The 21,075-nt window shown below is 62.1% G+C and carries 19 protein-coding genes; 8 read left to right on the top strand and 11 right to left on the bottom strand.

All coding sequences use genetic code 11. From position 1 onward, the window contains the following. Positions 1 to 4: 4 nt before the first annotated feature. The 3 genes from AAF563_18170 to AAF563_18160 all read right to left on the bottom strand — a co-directional run bounded on the left by AAF563_18170 (position 5) and on the right by AAF563_18160 (position 3,402). On the bottom strand, positions 5 to 1,393 hold the full coding sequence (locus AAF563_18170; GenBank protein ID MEM7123213.1) for an acyl-CoA dehydrogenase family protein: 1,389 nt from the start codon (positions 1,391 to 1,393) through the stop codon (positions 5 to 7). 66 nt (positions 1,394 to 1,459) lie between these two features. After that, a complete protein-coding gene (locus AAF563_18165) occupies positions 1,460 to 2,338 on the bottom strand; it encodes a TauD/TfdA family dioxygenase (protein MEM7123212.1) in 879 nt (292 codons plus the stop codon). Between the two features lie 17 nt (positions 2,339 to 2,355). Continuing rightward, positions 2,356 to 3,402 carry an aromatic ring-hydroxylating dioxygenase subunit alpha gene (locus tag AAF563_18160; GenBank protein MEM7123211.1) on the bottom strand — a complete coding sequence of 349 codons (1,047 nt, stop codon included), beginning with the start codon at positions 3,400 to 3,402 and terminating at the stop codon, positions 2,356 to 2,358. Positions 3,403 to 3,467: 65 nt separating this feature from the next. Between AAF563_18160 and speB the strand changes: the two genes are divergently transcribed. The 5 genes from speB (at position 3,468) to AAF563_18135 (ending at position 7,690) form a co-directional block, all read left to right on the top strand. Further along, positions 3,468 to 4,430: an agmatinase gene (speB, locus tag AAF563_18155; protein MEM7123210.1), complete on the top strand. Its 963-nt coding sequence runs from the start codon at positions 3,468 to 3,470 to the stop codon at positions 4,428 to 4,430. Between the two features lie 6 nt (positions 4,431 to 4,436). Continuing rightward, entirely contained in the window at positions 4,437 to 5,435 is a 999-nt protein-coding gene (locus tag AAF563_18150; GenBank protein ID MEM7123209.1) for a LysR substrate-binding domain-containing protein, read from the top strand. A 78-nt stretch (positions 5,436 to 5,513) separates the two neighbouring features. Beyond that, complete coding sequence (locus AAF563_18145; protein ID MEM7123208.1) at positions 5,514 to 6,467, top strand: fatty acid desaturase; 954 nt, start codon at positions 5,514 to 5,516, stop codon at positions 6,465 to 6,467. Between the two features lie 211 nt (positions 6,468 to 6,678). Continuing rightward, the gene (locus AAF563_18140) at positions 6,679 to 7,161 is read left to right on the top strand and encodes a peptidylprolyl isomerase (protein ID MEM7123207.1); all 483 of its coding nucleotides are present in this window, start codon (positions 6,679 to 6,681) and stop codon (positions 7,159 to 7,161) included. Between the two features lie 100 nt (positions 7,162 to 7,261). Then, complete coding sequence (locus AAF563_18135; GenBank protein MEM7123206.1) at positions 7,262 to 7,690, top strand: peptidylprolyl isomerase; 429 nt, start codon at positions 7,262 to 7,264, stop codon at positions 7,688 to 7,690. A gap of 6 nt (positions 7,691 to 7,696) precedes the next feature. Here the strand turns inward: AAF563_18135 and AAF563_18130 are convergent, their stop codons facing one another. Next, complete coding sequence (locus AAF563_18130; GenBank protein MEM7123205.1) at positions 7,697 to 9,577, bottom strand: EAL domain-containing protein; 1,881 nt, start codon at positions 9,575 to 9,577, stop codon at positions 7,697 to 7,699. A gap of 449 nt (positions 9,578 to 10,026) precedes the next feature. Between AAF563_18130 and AAF563_18125 the strand changes: the two genes are divergently transcribed. Further along, positions 10,027 to 11,613, top strand: a complete 1,587-nt coding sequence (locus AAF563_18125) for an ABC transporter substrate-binding protein (protein MEM7123204.1) — start codon at positions 10,027 to 10,029, stop codon at positions 11,611 to 11,613. An 85-nt stretch (positions 11,614 to 11,698) separates the two neighbouring features. Here AAF563_18125 and AAF563_18120 read toward each other — a convergent pair whose 3' ends face one another. Together AAF563_18120 and AAF563_18115 are read right to left on the bottom strand one after the other, a co-directional pair. After that, positions 11,699 to 13,591 (bottom strand): PhoX family phosphatase, encoded by a 1,893-nt coding sequence (locus AAF563_18120; protein ID MEM7123203.1) that lies wholly within the window; start codon positions 13,589 to 13,591, stop codon positions 11,699 to 11,701. Positions 13,592 to 13,757: 166 nt separating this feature from the next. Then, on the bottom strand, positions 13,758 to 14,696 hold the full coding sequence (locus AAF563_18115) for a 3-keto-5-aminohexanoate cleavage protein (protein ID MEM7123202.1): 939 nt from the start codon (positions 14,694 to 14,696) through the stop codon (positions 13,758 to 13,760). Between the two features lie 339 nt (positions 14,697 to 15,035). Between AAF563_18115 and AAF563_18110 the strand changes: the two genes are divergently transcribed. Continuing rightward, positions 15,036 to 15,443 (top strand): DUF1761 domain-containing protein, encoded by a 408-nt coding sequence (locus tag AAF563_18110; protein MEM7123201.1) that lies wholly within the window; start codon positions 15,036 to 15,038, stop codon positions 15,441 to 15,443. 84 nt (positions 15,444 to 15,527) lie between these two features. On the opposite strand, the gene AAF563_18105 is transcribed toward AAF563_18110, so the two are convergent. Continuing rightward, positions 15,528 to 16,697 (bottom strand): MFS transporter, encoded by a 1,170-nt coding sequence (locus AAF563_18105; protein ID MEM7123200.1) that lies wholly within the window; start codon positions 16,695 to 16,697, stop codon positions 15,528 to 15,530. Between the two features lie 125 nt (positions 16,698 to 16,822). On the opposite strand from AAF563_18105, the gene AAF563_18100 reads away from it, so the two are divergent. After that, positions 16,823 to 17,599 carry a helix-turn-helix transcriptional regulator gene (locus AAF563_18100; GenBank protein MEM7123199.1) on the top strand — a complete coding sequence of 259 codons (777 nt, stop codon included), beginning with the start codon at positions 16,823 to 16,825 and terminating at the stop codon, positions 17,597 to 17,599. Positions 17,600 to 17,667: 68 nt separating this feature from the next. Here the strand turns inward: AAF563_18100 and AAF563_18095 are convergent, their stop codons facing one another. The 4 genes from AAF563_18095 to AAF563_18080 all read right to left on the bottom strand — a co-directional run. Further along, on the bottom strand, positions 17,668 to 19,155 hold the full coding sequence (locus AAF563_18095; protein ID MEM7123198.1) for a M81 family metallopeptidase: 1,488 nt from the start codon (positions 19,153 to 19,155) through the stop codon (positions 17,668 to 17,670). A gap of 29 nt (positions 19,156 to 19,184) precedes the next feature. Continuing rightward, positions 19,185 to 19,823 (bottom strand): ABC-type transport auxiliary lipoprotein family protein, encoded by a 639-nt coding sequence (locus tag AAF563_18090; GenBank protein ID MEM7123197.1) that lies wholly within the window; start codon positions 19,821 to 19,823, stop codon positions 19,185 to 19,187. 15 nt (positions 19,824 to 19,838) lie between these two features. Continuing rightward, complete coding sequence (locus AAF563_18085) at positions 19,839 to 20,846, bottom strand: MlaD family protein (protein MEM7123196.1); 1,008 nt, start codon at positions 20,844 to 20,846, stop codon at positions 19,839 to 19,841. A gap of 5 nt (positions 20,847 to 20,851) precedes the next feature. After that, positions 20,852 to 21,075: ABC transporter ATP-binding protein (locus tag AAF563_18080; protein MEM7123195.1), on the bottom strand; the 224-nt coding region annotated here is incomplete at its 5' end.

Raw genomic sequence — 21,075 nt, 5'->3', positions numbered from 1 at the left:
CGATCTAGCTCGCCTGCTCCAGAAGCCTGTCTGCAAGCGCGCGTTTCTGGTCCGCCGACATCTTCTTGATCTCGTTGTCGATCGTGCGCTGGTTGACCATCTGGTTCCACAGATCGAGCGCATCAAAGCCTAAAAGGCCGGCCTTTCCGATAAAGTTGCGGATGACCTCGTTGGTCGGCGCCATCAGCCAGCCCGCCTTGCCGTCGCGCAGGTAACGCTCCAGGCCGAGACCGGCTTTGTAGCCGGTGCCGCCGGCGGCGTGCAGCATCTTGTCGCCGACCTCGGAGACGTTCGCGGCGGCGAAATACTTGGCCTGCCAGCTCCAGGCGGCGGTATCGGCGCGGGGGCAGTTCGTGACATCCGCATGGATCGACCAATCGCAGCCGTTCGTGATGTCGTCCATCAGGCGGCAGACCTCATAGTTCAGCATCCGGCTGGTATTGGTCGCGATAATGGCTTCGCCGACATAGTCCTGAATGGTCGGGTAGTCGCAAACCCGCAAGCCCACATCGACATGCTTTTTGCGCGTCGTGTGTTTCTTCACGATATCGATCATCCCCAACGCGATGCCGTTCCAGCAGGCCGCCGTGCCGAACAGAAAGAAGGGGTCAGTCGCCTCCTCGTTTGATGCCGATCCGTCGCCGACCGGGCCGACCAGACGGTCGGCGGGTACACGCAGTTTGTCGATCTCGATCGGGCCGGACTGATTGCCCTTCAACCCCATGCCGTCCCAAGAGCCCGGGTGGGCGGTAATCTCGTCGCCCATGACGAGCCAGGTCGAGAAGTTGTCGTACTCGCCGTTGAAGTCGGGGCTGGTCGTCTGGGCGATGTACCAGTCGGCGAAACCGCCGGATGTCGTCCACGACGCTTTCTTGGAGATCCGCCAGCCGTCGCCGTCCTTTTCGGCTTTCGAAGAGATCAGGAACCAGACATGGCTGCCGGTCGCCGGGTCCGACAGCGACAGCGTGCCGACCAGGCAGTCGTTGTCGAGCCGGCGCATCAGACCCTGGATTGCCTGATTGTCGTGATGGCGCAGCATGGCGCCGGCGACCGCCGCACAGTGCATGACGTAACACATGGCGGTCGAGGCGCAGCCGTAGCGCGCGATGGTCTCAACCACCATGGCCGTCGCGACGTGGTTCTCGCCCAGCCCGCCGAGCGACTTCGGTACGTTGATGCCGAGCAGGCCGAGGCCGGCCAGTGCCTCGAAGTTCTTGCGTGGGAAGACGAAACCCTTGTCGCTCTCGATGGCATTGGCGCGCAGGGTGGTGCGGCACAGGTCGATAAGCTTGGCGCGCAGATCCTTCTGCGCATCGCTCAAGACCCAGTCTGGATCGAAATCCGATGTCAGGCCGCGATAGCCGTCATCGTCCCACATGTCATCGGCGCTCATGGTGTCTCCCCGGTTCACTCGGGTTGCCTTTGTAGAGGCTTGGTCACCACACGCAAGAGGCGTGGACTAATGGCGGAGGATGTGGGGCAGGCCCATGGCGACAATGCGGTAGAGCAAGCGCCGGTTGGCGGGGTTGTCGGCCGGCCCGATCGGCGCTGCGCAGTGGAGCGTCGCCGTGTTGTCCCAGAGCGCCAGGTCGCCGGCGCGGTACTTGTGGCGATAGACGAAACGCTCTTCGATCGCGTGCAGCTTCAGGCATCGCATCAGGTCGCTGGCTGCGTCGTAGCTCAGACCCTCCACCTCGGTCCATGTCCCGGCGGGTGAATAGAGCACGGTCTCGCCGGTCACGCTGTGCTCCCTAGCGATCGGGTGGCGGCCAGGCGGCGGTAGTTCTTTGGCCTGGTCGTCGGACATGGGATGAACGTCGTGCTCCCATTCCTCGCGTTCACCGCCGCCATAGCGATGCGCCGCCACGAGGCCAGCGATCTCAGCCCGCATGCCGTCATCCAAGGCGTCATAGGCGGCGACGAGATCGGCGAAATAGGTCTCACCGCCTTCCGCCGGCGCGTGTTCGCAGTAGAGCATGGTGACGGCATTGGGATCGGCTGAATAAGCGCGGTCGGTATGCCAGAACGCAGCGCCATTGCGGAACTCCGGTGTTTCCAGAGGGCCGCCGACATTGCCGACCGCCATGACGGCCGGATGACCGGGCTGGGCCATGTTGTCATACGGTTCCAGGAACAGCTCGCCCCAGTTGCTGGCGAACGCCTCATAGGCGTCGAAGTCCAGGTCCTGATCACGAAAGATCAGCAGACGTCGGCGATAGAGCGCGTCCGTCAACGTCCGCATGGCGTCGTAATCGAGAGGCTGACGCAGATCGAAGCCCGAAACAACGGCGCCCAGTGGTTCGTCGATGGTATCGATTTGCGGGTTGTTTCGCGTCATTGCTGGTTGTCCATGGTTCAACGATCTGCGGCGGCCGCCGGTGTCTCCACGTAGTCGCGAACAATCTGCTGCAATCGTGCGGTATGGGTCTCCATTTTAGGCGACAGGATGCCGGTGTCATAGATTCCGGCTTCCAGGTTCTGCTGCACGGTCTGACAGATGCCCAGATCCTCGCGCACAATCGTCTCGGCCCACGCGAAGGCATCGGCGCGGGCCTTGTCGTCCAGGCCACCATACCAGGCCCAACTGGTTGAGCGCAGGGCACCGGGGCCCACCGGGTCGATCCGCTCGGCCTTGAAGCCGGTTGGACCCAGGACGGCCTGGAAGCCGGGGACGCGGTAGAACCAGATACCGCCGCCGCCGCGCACGCCCGTGTCCAACCCGTGATAGCCGACGTGGAAGACAACGAGATGCCCGTTCTGATAAGACCTGATGGCGGTTTCCGTCTGGTCAACGATCTTGGTCAGGCGCTGGTGGACGAAAGGCAGGTGATAGCCTTCGACCGTGTTGTCGCAATAGGTCTTCCAGTTCGCCGGCCCGTCGACGACGAAGCTGCCGTGATAGTCGAGATCATCTGTTGTGGGGTATGGCGCGGCGAGGTCGGGAACATCGCCCAACCAGGTCGTGAGGTCCGGTGCGTCGTTGGAAAGGCAGACGAACACCAGGCCGGCCCACACCGCGACCCGGACCGGGAAGAGGCCGAACACGTCGCGCGAAAACCCGTCGGGATCGCCGAACTTCGGCGTCAGCTTCAGCGATCCATCGAGATCGTAGGTCCAGCCGTGATAGGGGCAACGGATGGCGCTGCACTGCCCGGTCTGGCCATCGGACAGCAGGGCGGCGGCGCGATGGCGGCAGACGTTGTGAAAACCGTTCAGGTGGCCGTCGGGGTGCCGCACCACGACCAGCGGCCAACCGGCCACCGTGTCGGCACGCCATGATCCAGGTTCGGCGACATCGTGCTCGGGCCCAAACAGAGCCCAGTTGTCGCGGAAGATGGTCTCTCGCTCGCGCTGCAGGATCGCCGGGTCTGTGTACCAGGCCGCTGGTAGTGTTCGTGTCATGGTGAAGACCTTGCAGGATAGCCATTCCCAGAGCAAGGTGCCGGCGGGTCCTCAGGAGACACTTCATGGCTTCGTCCAACAACTTTCAACCCGTCGATGCGACGATCACGCCGCGCTTCGGCGATATCCCAACGTTCATGCGCCTGCCTCACGTGAGGGACCCCAGCGAGGTCGATATCGCGCTGATCGGCGTGCCGTGGGATGGCGGTACGACGAACCGTGCGGGCGCGCGCCACGGCCCGCGCGAAATCCGCAACCAATCGAGTTTCGTGCGCAAGGTTCACCATGTCAGCCTTATTGCGCCCTATGACCTCGCGCGTATCGCCGACCTCGGTGATTGTCCGGTCAACCCGATCAACCTGGACGACACACTCGACAGGGTCGAGCGTTTCTACGGCAAGGTGCATGCGGCGGGTGCGGTGCCACTGTCGGCCGGCGGCGATCACCTGATGACCCTTCCGATCTTCCGCGCCATCGCCAAGGACCGGCCGATCGGCATGGTGCATGTCGACGCACACTCCGACACCAACGACCGGTACTTCGGCGAGAACCTCTATACCCACGGCACACCCTTCCGCCGTGCGGTCGAGGAGGGGCTTCTGGATCCCAAGCGCACGGTCCAGATCGGCATTCGCGGTTCGATCTACAGCCCCGATGACATGGCGTTTGCCGAAGAGAGCGGCATGCGTGTGATCTATATGGAGGAGTTTTGTGAACTCGGCGTCGCCGGGACGCTCGCCGAGGCGCGCCGCGTGGTCGGCGACGGGCCGACCTATATCAGCTTCGATGTCGACAGCCTTGATCCGGTCTTTGCACCGGGAACGGGCACGCCGGAGATCGGCGGCCTGACGACGCGCGAGGCCCAGCACCTGTTGCGCGGACTTCAGGGCCTCGACCTGATCGGCGGCGATGTTGTCGAGGTCGCTCCGCCATTTGATCCCAGCGGCAACACCGCGCTGGTCGGCGCCACCATGATGTTCGAGATCTTGTGCCTGTTGGCCGACTCCGTGGCGCAGCGTCGGGGATAAGCGGTCGTGGCGCCGCGCCGTCTGCCGACCCTGAGCGCGCTGCGCGCGTTTGAAGCGGCGGCGCGCCACGGCAGTTTCAAGCTTGCCGCCCACGAACTTGCCGTCACGCCGACATCGATCAGCCATCAGGTGAAGTCGTTGGAAGAGCAGCTTGGTCTTAAGCTCTTCGATCGGTTCAATCGCAGAGTCGAACTGACCCAGGCCGGCGAGCACTACGTCGCCACCCTGACACGGGCATTCGACGACATCGACGCGGCCACGCGTCAGTTGAAAGAGTTTGATGAGGGTGAGGAGGCCGGACAACGCCTTGTCATTGTCTCTAACCCCGGCTTTGTTGATTGTTGGTTGCGCGCGCGGTTGGCCGATTTTCAGTCCCGCCACCCCGGCTTGTGGCCGGAGATAATCCCGTCCGATTCAACCCGCGAAGAATTGGCCGGCGGTGCGCATATGGCCATTCACTACGGTCATCCGCTTAATGGCCTGCGTTGCGACCTCCTGACAAAGACGACGTTCTTTCCGGTTTGCAGTCCCAATCTCATGGCGGGACCGCATGCGCTGACATCGCTCGCCAACCTGCGTCACCACACCCTGCTGCATGAAGCCGCCCCACAGCATTGGGGTCGCTGGTTGAAGGAAGCCGGTGCGCCGGTTGGTATTGACTGGCGTGCCGGGCCGGTCTTCCACAGCTCCGTTCTTGCGATCGAGACTGCTGTGGCAGGGCAGGGCGTCGCGATGGCTGATGAACTCATCGCCGGCGATCATTTGGAGGCCGGCCGTCTGGTCAAGCCCTTTGGTCTAACCCTGGATGCGACGCAGGCTTGTTACCTCGTCGCGCCAAGAGGTGGCGATGTGCCGCAAGGCATTGCCGTGTTCCGCGGCTGGCTGGTCGATCAGATCCGCCAGTTCAAGCCCGTCATGAACGCCCTTGCCAAGAACGCACCCTGCTTTCGAGCTGTCAGCACCACCACCCCGCATGAATTGAACTCACCCGAGCGACTGCGATAAGCTCGTTTGTCGCGACGGGTCGTGAACCCTAGTGTTGGGCCAGCGGATGGGTCGCCGCGGTTCGTGTTGGAGTGTGTCATGCAAGAGAGTTTTGCCCTGCGGGCCGGTATCGCGCCTGAGCGATTGCGGGAACTGACCAAGAAGTCCGATTGGCGCGGCTGGTGTCAGCTTGCCAGTCACGCGCTCGCCATTGTCGCGACCGGCTGGCTGCTGTGGCTGACCTGGGGCACGTGGTGGGGCGTGCCGGTCTTCGTGGTCCACGGACTTTTGATCAACTACCTCTACGCACCCCAGCATGAAGCGAGCCACGAAACGGTCTTTCGCGCCCGGTGGATGAACGAGTGGCTGGGGCGTTTCACCGGCTTCGTCTTGATGTATCCGCGCGACTACGACCGCTGGCAACACATGGCCCATCACCGCAACACGCAAGACCCGGAGAAGGACTCAGAACTGCTGTCGGAAGGAATTGGCAGCGGGTTGTTCGGCTATCTCTTGGCGATCAGCGGTATCAGCCTGTGGATCGGGTTGGGCAAAACCATGATCCAGCACGCGCTTGGCAAGGCGCCTGCCAACAAGTCCGAGTATTACCTGACCGACCAGCAGAAACGGGCGGTGATTGCCGAGGCGCGCTGGCATCTTGCAGGTTATGCCGCCATCGCGATCGTTTCGGTCCTGTTGCAGACCTGGGCGGCCGTCATTCTTTGGGTGGCCCCGACCATGGCGATGGCGTGGTCGCATCAACTGCAGAACTATATCGAACACACAGGCCTGCCGACCGGTGGCAAGGACATCTGGACCAATACCCGCACGGTCAAGACCAACGCCTTCATGCGCTGGCTCTCGTGGGGCATGGTTTATCACGCCGCTCACCATACCTATCCGGCGGTCCCGTTCCACCGTCTGAAAGACCTGAACGACGCCTTGGTCGAAGCGCGCGGAGGTCCGTCGGCGACCGACAGTTATCTCGCGTTCCAGGTCAAGACGATCGGCGGGTTGGCGCGCGGCACAAAGGACGCTGACGCCTACGTTTAGCGACCGGGCGAACCTGAGCGGGCTTTTCGGCGCCCGATCGGTGTCTTCACGCAAAATCTGCTTGCTTTGCGAAGCGATCCATGTCGTTTGAGCGCCGGATTTCCTACTATGCCGGCGAAAGGACAATCGATTGTTACGCAGAGCGTTCTTGAAGTGCGCGGTGGTGCTGTTCGGCATTGCCGTATTGTCGTCCCCTACTACCGCGGAAGATATGGAAAACATGCTCTATCTCGATCTCAAGGATGGCCGCGTTGTCATCAAGCTGCGCCCTGATCTGGCGCCCAATCACGTTGAGCGGATCAAGGAACTGACCCGCCAGGGTTTCTACGATGGGATCGTGTTCCATCGCGTCATAGACGGCTTCATGGCCCAGACCGGCGATCCAACAGGCACTGGCATGGGCGGCTCCGGCCAGAACCTCGACGCCGAGTTCTCCAGCGCACCCCATGTTCGCGGCGTGTTGTCGATGGCGCGCGCCCAGGACCCCAACAGCGCCGACAGTCAGTTCTTCATCGTGTTTGAGGATTCGAGATTTCTTGACGCCCAGTACACGGTGTGGGGCGAGGTGGTCGAAGGCATGGAGTTCGTCGACAACATCAAACGTGGTGATCAGAACAACAACGGCGCCGTGACTGATCCCGACAAGATTATTCGTATGCAAGTCGCCGCCGACGCCGATGCGGAGAGCAGCTAGACCGCTGGTATTGCGGCGCGACGCCAACTAGACTTCGCGTATTCGTTGGGACCGACTTGGCGCCAGCCGGGTCGGTCCCTTTAATTTTTTGGAGATTTTGATGAGCCAGGCAAAAGATGGCGACACGGTAAAGGTTCACTACACCGGCACCCTGGACGACGGCCGCCAGTTCGACAGCTCCGCGGGCGGTGATCCGCTAGAGTTTACACTGGGCGCCAGGCAGGTCATCGCTGGTTTCGAAAGCGCCGTGACCGGCATGACCGTCGGCGACACCAAGACGGTCAGCATCGAGGCCGAGGATGCGTACGGTAACCACAACCCCGCCATGGTGCAGACGGTCGGCCGCGATCGTTTCCCGGCCAATGTCGATGTCGCAGTCGGCATGCAGTTTCAGGCGAGCGGTCAGGACGGCCAGCCCCTGGCCGTGACGGTGGTCGAGGTCACAGACGATCAGGTCACCGTGGATGCCAACCACGCGCTGGCTGGCCAACGGCTGACCTTCGCCCTGGAACTCGTCGAGATAGCGTAGATAGAGTTACTCGCTTATACGCGCCGCGGCGACCGGCTGGTTGACGTGGCGAACCAGGTCTTCGGCCTTGTCCGCGGGCACCGGGCGGCCGAGCAGGTAGCCTTGCGCGAGGTCGCAGCCAAACGCCTCCGCTAAAACACGCTGCGCGTCGGTCTCGACCCCTTCTGCGACAACACTCATGCCGATTTTGTGGGCGAGGTCGGTAATGGCCTGAACGATGACGCGGTTGCCGCGTTTGTTTTCCATATCCGCGATGAAGCTTCGGTCGATCTTCAGCGCGTCATAGGGCATAGCGTGCAGGTGACCAAGCGACGTATACCCCGCGCCGAAGTCGTCGATCGAGATATGCAGGCCCATCGCGCGCAGCGCGTCCAGCGAGACCGACGCCAACTCGGGGTTTTCGACCATAAACGTCTCGGTGATCTCCAAGCGCATCTTCTCGGGCGCGACACCATGCTTTTCAATGATGCTTCGAATGTCGTCGACCAGATCGTTATCGGCGAATTGGCGCGGCGAAATGTTGACGGCGACAAACAGGTCATCGTGGATCTTCGTCCATGCCGCGATTTGCGCCGCCGCCTGGTTCAGCGCCCAACGCCCGAGCGGGATGATGAGATCGCTGTCTTCGGCGATCGGGATGAACTGGTCCGGTGGAATCGGGCCGAGATCAGCGTGATGCCAGCGGGCCAACGCCTCGAACCCGGCCAGGTGTCCGCGCCTTAGATCCAGTATGGGCTGATAGTAGAGCTCAAGTTCGTCGTTCTTCAGCGCCAGGCGCAAATCGTTGTCGATGCGCAGGCGTGTTTCCGTGCGGTCACGCATCTCCGCGTCAAACATGGCGATGCCGTCATGGGATTCATAACGTGCGCACTCCAGCGCTACCCGCGCGCCGCGCAGCAGCTCGTCGAGGTCGGTTGCCTTGCCGCTGCCCAGAACGATGCCGATTGCCGGCTGCAGTGCGAACTCGCCGCTGCCGACTTGGAACGGCTCGCGCAGAGAAGCGTGGACGCGATCGGCGATCTCGCGGCACTCCTCGACGTCGCTGACGTCGTCCAGCAGGCAGGCGAAGGTGCATCCCTGCAGGTGCGCGACCGTGTCATCGGGCCGCAGCACGTGTTCGAGGCGTCGCGCGGCGGCGATCAGACCGTCATCGCCCGGTCCGACCGGCAGGCCGCGCTCCGTCGCCGACCGGCCGGCCAAATCGACCAAGACGATCGAGAACAGGTGGGTCCTATCGCGCACGCAGCGCCTGAGCGCCTGAAGCGCGCGGTCACGAAACAAGGTTGTGTTGGGAAGTCCGGTCGTCGGGTCGTGCAGAATGCTGTGTTCCAGGCGCCGTTCGCGCACCTTTCGTTCGGTGATGTCGCGGTAGCAGATGATGCGGCCGCCATCGCCTGTCATCCGGGTCGAGACGTGCAGCCAGCGCCCGGTTGGCGCCATCTCCTCGTAATCGCATGGCGCCGCTTGGTGCAGGGCCATGCGCCGGACAGCGGCACGCTTGTGGTCTGGAAGATCCGCCGTACCCGCATCGGGCATGCGGATGACCTGGCGCTGGCCGTCACGCATGACAATCACGTTTGTCGGCAATTCGCTATACTGCGCGCCGTGGATCGCCAGTTGCTCGACCAGTTCGGTCATGGTCATACCGATGCGAATGTCGGACGCGGCGCTGCCGAACAGCCCTGCCAAACGGCTGTTGGCGGCGACCACCCGGTCGTCGCGATCCAGGATCAGCAGGCCATCGGGCAGGCTGTCGAGGACGGTGACCAGAGCCTCATGGGGAATACCAGCCAGAACATCGGCCGATTGCGATGCGTTCAGAGTGGGACCAGGCGGACCGTCCGGCGTTGCCGTTTCGGTGCCTTTCGCAGTGTTTTCAACGGACATACGACTATCGATTTTGCTGCGCGTCATTCACGTTTGAAGAACCACGGCAACGACCTGAATGGTGTAGGTCGAATTACTGAGAAGTATTTATACACGATTTCAAGCAGTTAGCAAAGTTTCCTAATATTGTCATCAAAGGGCGCCGTCAAGCGCCGGTCGAAACGCATGCCGCCGGTCCTCATGAGCCCTACCACTTTCGGGTAGTTTTTGGCGGTCGGGACCAGCCCCCGGTGGGCCGGCGCTGCACTACACCGTGCGCTCGGGCTCGGGCTCGGATCAGGCTCGCGGCCGGGGTGGCATACCGCGTCGGTTGTGGGCCAATTCGTGGCCACAAGCGTTGCCTGAAATACCGTAAACTGCGGACTGGACATCAGCCGGGGACGGGGATTTCATGCCGCTATGCGCTTCATCATCGGGGTGTAGCCCATGCTCAACGAGAGGACGTTCCCATGACAGACAAAAAGGGTTTGCCGCTGACACGTCGGCAGTTCGGTAAGGGCGCCGCAGCGGCCGGTGCCGCGGCGGCGGTCGCGAGCGGTGTGCCGAGCCATGTCGAGGCAGCCGACGATACGCTGCGCGTACGGAATTACTCGGATATTCAGGTTCTCGACCCCGGCTACATCCTGGCCGCGCCGGAGACGGACGTTAATCTCTGCATGCTTAACGGCCTGGTCACCTACAAGGCCGGTGACGACTGGGGTTGGCAAAAGGATGCCGCCGCCGAGATCGAGCAGGTCGACGATACCCACATCACCTTCACCCTCAGGAACGATCTGGGCTGGACCAACGGCTTCGGCGAAATGACTGCCGATGACGTCAAGTTCTCCTATGAGCGTATTGCTGATCCGGCCATGGAGTCGCCCTACTCAGAGGACTGGATCGCGCTGGACAAAGTCGAAGTAAATGATGACCGATCCGGCACGATCGTTCTGAAGGAGCCCTATGCGCCGCTATGGACGACGACCTTGCCGACGGGGCGCGGGATGATCGTCAGCCGCAAGGCGGTCGAGGCCCTGCCGAACAAACGTTATGAGGCCGAACCGCCCTGCGTGTCGGGACCATACGAGATCAAGGAATGGGTGCCCGCCCAGAAGCTGACCCTAGGTGCGGTCGACGGTTACGCCGGTCCGTTCGCCAATCCCGACTTCACGTCGATCGAGGTCTATCCCATCACCGACGAGGCGTCCGCCGAGGTGGCGTTCTTGGCCGGCGAATTGGATATCACGACCGTGCCGATCACGTCGCTGCCGGAGCTTGAGTCCAATCCGCCGGAGGACGGCACACTGTTCCAGGCGCCGTCGCTTAAGTATGTCTGGATGGGCATCAACCAGGACAACGAGCAGTTCCAGGATATCCGGTTGCGCCAGGCCGTGCAGTATGCGGTCAACGTCAACCAGATCATGGAGGCCGCCTATTTTGGTCTTGCCAAGCCGGCGACTGGGATCGTGCCGCCTGGATTGGTCGGTCATCGTGACGCGCCCCTGATCGCGTACGAAGGTGACCCCGACTATTCCCGCCAGCTGCTCGAGGAGGCCGGCATGTCCGGCGGCTTCGATTGCCGTATCGACACGCTGAACAAGCAGAGCTATCTGGCGGCCTGTCAGGTCATTCAGGCGAACCTCGCCGAGGTCGGCATCAATGCCGAGATCAACGTGCATGATCCCGGCGTGTGGTGGACCATGGGTGACGAGCAGGCGGGTGAAGACTGGAAGGAACTCCAGATCATGTACAGCCGCTTCTCCTCCAACCCGGATCCCGGCTGGTACACCATGTGGTTCACGCCGCAACAGGTTGGTGTCTGGAACTGGGAGCGGTTCAACAACACCGAGTTCGCCGATCTGCATGCCGAGGCGCTGGTCACCATGGATCCGGCCGTGCGTCAGGGCATGTATGTCGAGATGCAGGACCTGATGGAAGAGTCAGGCTGCTATCGTTTCATCACCAACGAGCTGACGCCGACGCTCTACAGCAACGCTGTCGTACCGGCCTTGGGTCCGGACGGGCGTATGTTCTGGAAGGAGTTCAAGAAGGCGTAGTTCCGGTTCGGTCGATCACGACAACTCGAGTAAGCAAAGGCCGGGAACCCTGGAGTTCCCGGCCTTTCTTTTTGTCTATCGGTGCTTAGCCCATCTTTCCGTCGTCATTACGCCGGACCGAGATGATGGTCGAGCGCGGCACGCTCGAGCCGCCGTCCGGGAAGTGGCTGTTACCCCATTCACCGGGATGTTGTATGCCGACGAACATGGTGCGGCGATCAGCGCTCCAGGCGATGCCGGTAATCTCGCATTCGCGCGGGCCGACCATGAAGCGACGTATCTCACCGGTTTCGGGGTTGGCGACCAGCATCTGGTTGTTGCCCATGCCGGCGAAGTCGCCTTCGTTGCTGTAGTTGCCGTCGGTCTGGATCCACAACAGGCCGACCGAATCAAAGGCGATGCCATCGGGAGAATTGAACATATTGTCGGCGGTGATGTTGGACGATCCGCCATAGGCATCGTTGTGCACCGTCGGGTTGCCGCACAGGACGAAGAGGTCCCAGGTAAAGCTGTCGGCGGTATGGTCGCCGCCGTCAGGTGCCCACCGCACGATCTGACCATACTGGTTCCTGGCCCGCGGGTTCGGTCCGCCTACCGGTGTCTCGTCGCCGCCGGCATTCGGTTTGACGCCGCGGTTCTTGTTGTTGGTCAAGGTACAGTAGACCTCGGCCTTGTTCGGGTTGGCGCTGATCCATTCCGGTCGGTCCATTGTCGTGGCGCCGACCGCCGAACCGGCTTGGCGGGTCAGGATCGCGATCTCGGCATCCGACGACATGCCGGTCGCCTCCGGCGTCAGGGCAAGCCACGTGCCCGTGCCGTCGTCGTTGAACTTGGCAACGTAAAGTTGACCGTTGTCGAGCAGGTCGGTGTTGCTGCCGCCGGTCACGTACGGATTCTCGGTGACGAAGCGGTAGAGGAATTCGCCGCGCTCATCATCGCCCATGTAGACGACGGCCCGGCCGTCGCCGTTGATCACAAGTTCGGCGTTCTCGTGTTTGAAACGGCCCAGCGCGGTGCGCTTCTTGGGCGTCGAGCTGGGGTCGAGCGGGTCGATCTCGACGACATAACCCGCGCGGTTTGGTTCGTTCGGGTTCTTCGAGATATCGAAACGCGCGTCATATGGTGCCCAGCCGTAGCCGTCCTCTTCACGCCCCACGCCATAGCGTTCCATCTCCGGTGTCGGCCTAAAGCTCGGGTCGTTGGACGAGAACATGTCATCGAAGTTCTCTTCACAGGTCAGGTAGGTACCCCAAGGCGTGCGGCCGTTGGCACAATTGTTCCACGTGCCCAGGGATGTTGTTCCCGTCGGATCGGCGTCGGTCTTCACCATGTCGTTGCCGCGCGCTGGGCCGGTCAGGTCCATCGGTGTGTCCGGTGTAATGCGCCGGTTATAGGGTGAGTCGATCACCACGTGCCACTTGCCGTTTTCCTCGGCGATCTCCATCACGGAGACGCCCATGGCCGCCTTGCTCTTGCGGACGTCTTCGGCGTTCTCAGGCTTCAACGACGCGCGATCGCCATGGATGATATCGACGTTGGTGTATTCGTTGTTGGCTGCCAGGATGCTGCGCATGCCATCGGTGAACAGCGCCATGCCGTCTGTGTTGTCGCCAAATGCGAGTTCCTGGCTGGCGCCGTCGCCGCGCGTCACCTGGTCAAAGTGGGGGCCGTGTGACCACAAGGGATCGCCCCATCGGATCAGGACTTGCCAGGAATAGCCCTCGGGCAACGTCACGGTGTCCAAGGTGTTGGCGGGAACCGCGTCAAACCCCAGTCGGTTGGCCGCGCGCGCCTGCAGCGGCGACAACGTCGTTGTTGCCACGACAAAGGCGGCGGCGCCTATGGTGGCGCCGCCCATGAGACGGCGCCGGGAAAGCGCGCGTTCGGTGAGTCGTTCAAAATCGGTCGGCGCCAGGTCGCTGCCGCCCGCAGCGTCCTTCTTGGCATCCAACGCGCGATTGGTTGGTGTGTCGAGCATCGTAGGCTCCCAAGGTTTCGAACGTGTCATGCGTCAGAATGGGGCCGCGTCGCATGACGTTGGGAGCCTAGGACGGGCATGTTGCAGCGCCGTGACACTTCGGCGTCACCTGTGTGGCGCGCCGTCGTAGGCGGTTGAAGCAGGCCTGCCCATAGCGAACCGCCATCTAGAAGTCGACTTGGTCGCCGCCCTTCAGCGCCAGCATCTCTCGCGCCTCGCTGGGTGAGGCGACCTCCAGCGATAATTCTTCCAGGATACGGCGGATCTTGGCGACCTGATCGGCGTTGGATTCGGCGAGCTGGCCCTTGCCGATATAGAGACTGTCCTCCAGGCCGACACGGACGTTGGAGCCCATCACCGCGGCCATGGTGCACAGCGCCATCTGGTGACGGCCACCTGCCAGGGTCGACCAGTAGTACTGGTCCCCGAACAGCCGGTCCGCGGTATCTTTCATGAAGACGACGTTCTGCGGGTCGGCGCCAATACCGCCCAGAATGCCGAAGATGGTCTGCAGAAAGACCGGCGGCTTGACCAGGCCGCGATCGAGCAGGCTCGCCATGTTGTAGAGGTGGCCGACGTCGTAACACTCGAACTCAAAACGCGTGCCGCAACCTTCGCCTAGTTCTTTAAGAATATATTCCATATCCCTGTAAGTATTGCGAAATATGAAATCCTTAGAACCTTCTATGTGTTGGCGTTCCCACTCGTACTTGAACTCCTTGTAGCGGTTCAGCATGGGAAACAGGCCGAAGTTCATGGACCCCATGTTGAAGCTGCACATTTCAGGTTTTGCCTTCAGCGGCGCGGCAAGCCGTTCTTCCGGGCTCATGCCGGCACCGCCGCCTGTGGTGATGTTCACGACGGCATCGCAGTTCTGTTTGATGCGCGGCAGGAACTCCATGAAAACGGCGGGATCGGGGGTCGGACGGCCGTCCTTGGGGTCGCGCGCGTGCAGGTGGATGATGGCGGCGCCCGCCTCGGCGGCGGCAATCGACTCACGTGCGATGTCGTCGGGGGTGATTGGCAGGTGAGGCGACATGGTCGGGGTATGGATCGACCCCGTTACCGCGCATGTGATGATGACCTTCTGCTGTGACTTCGCCATGGCTTCCCCCGGTTCGGACGATTTGAATGCGGGCCAATCCTAGAGCAGATCGCCTTCAATCTGAATCGCTTACGATCCAGATTGAAGGCGTCAATCTGCTCTAGCCAGTTGATCGAGAGCGGATTCACGCGATTAAGCAGAGCCGCTGACTGGCTCTGCTTAATCGCGACCCGCTCTAGCCTCAGCAAGTCGGTCTGTCCGCACCGTTGGCGAGTGGACTGGTGGATCGCACAAACCCTGTGCTGTCGTTGCGGCTGATGAGGTATGCTGATCCTACAAGGCCCATGTGTGGGCTGGGTGGCGGTCAGGCCCGTGGCCGCCTGGCAAGGGGAGGGTCATATGGACTTTGCCGCGATCAATGTCATCGCCGTCGTTGTCGCGACGGTGGCGAGCTTCATTTTCGGCTCGATCTACTACATGGCGGCCGCCAAACCGTGGCGCAACGCGATCGGCAAGACGGAAGCCGAAGTTAAAGAGAACATGAAGCCGATGCCGTTCATCGTGGCGGTCGTCGCGCAGCTTGTCATGGCCTACATGCTGGCGGCGGTGATGATCAGTCTGGGCGAGGTAACGCCCGAAGCCGGCCTCTATACCGGTTTTCTGATGTGGTTCGGCTTCGTCCTGACCTCGATGGCGGTCAACCACGGCTTCCAGGGGGCCAAACGCAACCTGACCGTCATTGACGGCATCCACTGGCTCGCCGTGCTGCTGGTTCAGGGCCTTGTGATAGGCTTGTTTGGAGTTTGACAACGATGCCTCGAGCGGCGGCGTCGGCCCGCGGGCAAATAGATCGACCACGTCTCGCGTCCATCAGGCCTCCACATCGGGCACTCATTCGGCAGGCGCCGTTGAGTTGCCGAAGACCATGAAGGCGCAAAGCGCTGCGGCGCTGAGCGACAAGGCGGCGGCGAGCACGAACATGTGCGGCCATGAGAAGCCTGCGGCGATGCCGGCAAGTACGGCGCCAAGCGCGCCAATACCGTCCAGCAGTGCGAAGGCAAGGCCCAGCGTGGTCCCCTCGCTGCGGCCGGCGTGATCGACCGCTCCGGCGAGAACGGCGGCGCGGATCGCATCTAGCGCGGCGACCGCGATTATCATCGCGGCGAGCATGACCCAGAGCGATGGCTGAAACACCAGAAGACCGATCGCCAGCGCCGCCGTCAGATTGCCAACCACGATAACCGGCCGGTGCCCGACGATATCGGAGATCTTGCCGACCCAAGGCTGCGCCACGGTGCCGACGATCAGCATGGCCGAAAACGCGATGCCTGCCGCCTCCGGGCCGAAGCCATGACGCTCCGCCAGATAGAGCGGGATCATGCTGAGCAGGGCCATGAGCGCCATGTTGTAGAGGCAGATCATGATCACCATGCGCAGCCCGTTGCCCCGTCGCCACGTGTTCAACAGGTGGAGCATGTCTTGTTTGTTGACCCGCTTCCTTTCGACCCGCGGGACCGCGCGCACGACCCAAAAGAAACATACGCCCACGAGCGCCGCGGGGAGAACCGACATTGCCAAGGCGCCGCGCCAGTCGACAAAGGCGAGCAGGAAACCGGCGGCGAGCGGCGCCAAAACCTCGGCCAGCGAGCCGCCGATGGCATGAATGCCGAGCACGTGGGCGCGGCGCCCCTTGTTCTCACGGGTCAGCACACCGGTTGCGATGGGATGCCACGCCGCGTCGCCCATGCCGGCGAGTGCAAGCAGCAGGGCGAGGCTCCAGTACTCCGGCGCCATGGCGGCGAGCAGATAACCGACAACGACCCACCAGAACGTCGCGACCAGCAGCCGGCCCCGGTTGGAAACATGATCGGCCACGATGCCGGCCGGCAGATAGGCAAGCGCGCCGCCGATGTTGCAGATCGTGAACAGCAGGCCGACTTCGGCTGGCGACAGCTCCATGGCGATGCCGACCGTCGGCACGATCAGCCACAGCGAGGCGATCGGCAAGTCGTTGGCGAAATGGCCCAGGGAGAACCATGTCAGGAGGGTGCGGTTTTTCATGACAGCGCAAGACTCTGGCGGGGAAGGGCGGAGAAATCTCCCAAAACTCTTGCGCACACTAGGTCAGAACGGTATGTCGCTCAGTCGATATCGAGACGACTTGGGTCGAAGAATCGTCAAAGACCATGACCAATCCGAGACACCATCCTCTCAGCAAGGCCGGTGACGCGCGCGTCCCGCGTTATCTGGGCGAGACCATCAGGCCGAAAGCTGGCGAAAGCTACGATTGGCACACCCATGACTTCGGACAGCTGATCTCTGCTGCTTCGGGGTCCATGTATGTCGGCACACCGGGCCAAGTGCTGTTGCTCAGCCCGGCGATGGCTTTGTGGATCCCACCCGACGTTGAACACTGGATGCGATACGGTTCGAACAACGAGATGCTCTATGTCGACGTGCCGAAGGACGAAGCCACGAAAATCGGCGCTGAGTGCCGGACCATGGCCATGACGCCGCTTCTGAGCGCCCTGATTTCCGAAACCATGCCGGACAACGGAACTGACCGCGCGAACGATCACAACACCACGCTTCACGATCTCCTGCGCCATGAACTCGTCACCGCCCCGGACGTAACGCTCTCGATCACCATGCCACACGACCAACGCATCCGCCGATTTGCCGAAGCGGCGCTGAACGATCCGGGGGGCATCGAGTCGGTCGATGCCTGGCTTGCCGAAGCGCCTGCCAGCCGCAAGACCATCGAACGGCTGTTCGCCGCCGAAACGGGTATGCCGCCCTCAATGTGGTTGCGTCACGCCCGCATCTTGCATGCGATCTCGAAGATAGCCGCCGGCGAGAAGATCAGCTCCGTCGCGTTCGATATGGGCTATGCGTCTTCAAGCGCGTTCAGCTACATGTTTCGCCGCGCCATCGGGCGCAGCCCGAGCGATTTCTGCGCTTAAGCCTCACGGCGCCGGTTGCCGGCCCGACAAATCAGCAACCAGCCGGAAGGCAATGAAGGGTGTGGGGTCTAGTAGTTCGGCCGTTCCGGGCAGTCCGGTTCCAGCGGATAGATCGGCCGGCGCACCTTTTCGAAGGTGAAGAGCGAATTGTCGCTACTGGTGACGCCGACGCCGTTGCACGGAATCTCGTGGCGCGCGATGGCGGCGAAACCGGCGCGGTGGTGGATGCGTGACTTCAACACCAGATAGCGCTTCTCGGTCGGTTCGATGCCGACGCTGCGGAAGCAACCGAGATCGTAGGGCTCGGTGTGCTGCGATATCACGACGATCTGCACGTTGCCGGTATCGAGTACGGCGGTCTTGCCCATCGACATCGTCGTGCCGCGACCCATGGGCACGGTCACGACAAAGTCGCCGTCGGTCAGCGCGCGCACCTTGCCCGTCACCTCGATGGGTTCGCCCATCTTGCCGATGGTTGGCATGTCGACCTTGCCGCCCAGTGACAGGGTAACGGTCGCGCCGACCCCTGCCGCCGCCATCTCGTCGACCGCCTGGGGATCGCAGATCGCGAAGAACGCGACATCCTCAAGCCCCTGGTCGATGACTTCTCTGAGAACCGCCGTCGTCTCCTGTGTGCCGCCGGAGGCTGAGTTATCGGCATGGTCCAGCAGGACGACCGGACCGTCGCTGAGCGACTTGGCCTGGGCGATCGTGTCGCTGAGGGGCTCGGAGTGAAAGATCCACTCGGCCCGTTCCTGCCACGCCTTCTGCAGCATCGCCTCGCACTGTTGTTCGGCCGCGATCCGGTCGCCGTCGGCGATGGTGACGACCGACAGGCCGGCGTCGTGAAAGTCGGCGAGGGGAAAGCCACCGAAGATCGACGCCGCCAGCAGACCGTCGCTTTCGGCCTGGCGCGCCATGGCCAGCATGGTCTTCATCGGTTCGTCGTCGTGACCCATGCGTAGCGTCTGTGCCAGGATCGGGCGGTTGCCCCAGACCATGACCGGCGACACCTCGCCCGCAAGCGCGCGCACCATGACCTTGCCGGCATGGGCGCCGGCCTCGTACATGTCGACATGCGGATAGGTCTTGTAGCCGACCAGCACTGTGCAGTTGTCGACAATGTCGTCGGTGATGTTGGCATGCAGATCCAGGCTGATGCCGATCGGCAAATCCGGCGCGATGGTGCGGATACGCTTCAGTAGCGTGCCTTCGCCGTCATCGGTCGTCTCGGCGACCATGGCGCCGTGAAGGTCCAGGAAGCAGACGTCGCAACCGGCTTCAACGGCCGCGCAGATCGCGTCGCACATGGCGGTGTAGGCGGCGGCGTCGACCTTGCCGCTGGGTGCGGCGTTGCCGGCGATCGGCGTCACCATCTCCATGCCCGCTTCATCGGCGACATCAAGGAACGCACCCAGGCCCGTTCCGGTCCCCTTGTAACGTTTATAGACGTCCTTGCCGGTTGGCACGTCCGGACTGCCGAAACGCGCCAAAGGTGTCGGCACCGGCGAGAACGTGTTCGTCTCGTGCTCCATCATCGCGATGACCGCGCGCAACGTCATGGTTGTCTTCCTGGTTAAGTGTCTTAGGGGCGGTAGGCTTCGCCGACAGTCAGGGTCCACCGCACGATTTGCTTCAGCACCTTGCCCAAGGCTTCGTCCATGGCCTCGACGATCGGCAGGATACTGTCAGCCCTTGCCGGCTCGATCGCCTCGAAACTGGCATTGGCCACGATCAGGCGGTCCGGCATCTCGACCAGCTTGCAGTTAATGCGGACGTGAGCGTTGGGAACGCCGCCGTTGCTGTACTCCATCTGAAACTCACGAACCTCGACCAACAATACGAAGTCACTGCGCAGGCCGACGGACTGGCGCCCGACCGACGTGATCATGCCGGAGTTCTCGAACGATTCGACGATCAGACCCTGGACCATCAATGGCGCGCGGTCTGTCCAGTTCGAGTTGGCGTAGTACTCGACCTGGATCATGTTGCGCGTCAACGCGATGCGCTGCGTGTTGATGCCTGCCGGCGCCACTGGAATGTCGACGACCAATTGCCAGTTCACCGGCACGAGGTCATCGCCAAACGTGCTCTTTGGCGTCAGGCGATAGAGGTTGGGCGGCGTTTCGATCTTCTGAATGAACGACGATGCGCCGCATCCGGCCAACGGCACGGCAAGCAGTCCGGTCAACATGGTTCGGCGCGCGAGAGATGAAGACTGCATGATCAAAGACCGCTGTTATTGAGTCTGATAGCCGGACTGATTGCCGCCCAGGAGGAACGACGCTGGGTCGCGCTCCAGCTGTTGCGCTATCTGCGTCAGCGACGCAATCAGCGCGCGGCCATCAACCAGGAACTGACCGAACTCATAGAGGCCGGTTTCCGTGAAGTCGCGAATGGCGACACGGTTCTCGTTGAGGATGGCCGTGGCCGTATCGGCGGTCTGCGTGAAGCTGCTCAGCATCGCGTCGAGCTTCGGGTTCGTTTCTTCGACCGCCGTGTTAACCGTCGTCAGTGTCTTATCAAGCTCGCTAAGCGTCGCGTCGAAGTTCTTGGTGATGGTGTCGAGGCTCTGTCTGAAGTCGGCCGTCAGCTCCTTGATCTCCGCGGTCGTCTTTTCGATGTTCTCGAAGGTCTGGCGGCCATCCTCGATGATTTCGCCGATCGACGCCCGGTGTTTCGAGAGCTCTGCGGTAAATGCTTCGACATTTGCCAGCATGTCGGAAACGGCCTTACGGTTTTGTTCGTCGAACAGCATGTTCGCGCGTTCGAGCAGTTCGTGGGCGGACTTCAGCACCTCCGGCGCCGACGTAAAGAGTTGCTGCAGCGCCGACTCCTCCGACTTGATCGTCGCGATGTCTTGGCCGGGATCCGGCTCCAGGTCGGGTGCGCCTTCGGTGCCGGCCTTGATCTGAATGTAGGAGACACCGGTGATGCCCTGCATTTCGACGGATGCCACGGAGTCTGTCTTGACCGGTGTGTCGCTTTTGACCTGCACGACGACGCGGACGAGGTCGGGATCGAATGGATCGATTTCGATCGTGCGTACCGTGCCGACGGGAATGCCCAGATAGCTCACCGTGCTGTCGACGGCTAATCCGGTGACGGCGCCGGAAAACAGGATCTGATAGTTGGTGAAGCGCTCGGTTGTGTCGAACTTGGCAAGCCAGATGACGAAGCCCGCCATAGCCACGACGAGCACCAGCACGAATGTACCGACCAGAGTATAGCTAGCGCGGGTTTCCATGGGTTTTACTCGCCAAAAGCTGCGCGCGCCCGGGGGCCGCGGAAGTATTCCTGGATCCAGGGATGATCCAGCTTCAGGAGTTCCTCGATCGTCCCCACAACGATCTTCTTGTCGATCAGCACGGCAATACGGTCGCAGATCGCGATCAGACTGTCCAGATCATGCGTGACCATAAAGACCGTCAGGCCAAGGCTTTCGCGCAAACTGCCGATTAACTGGTCGAAGTTTG

Source organism: Pseudomonadota bacterium (genome assembly GCA_039028155.1).
In the GTDB taxonomy this organism is placed as follows: Bacteria; Pseudomonadota; Alphaproteobacteria; order SP197; family SP197; genus JANQGO01.
The sequence above is the reverse complement of the archived record's forward strand: the minus strand, read 5'-3'. Positions and strand labels throughout refer to the sequence as shown.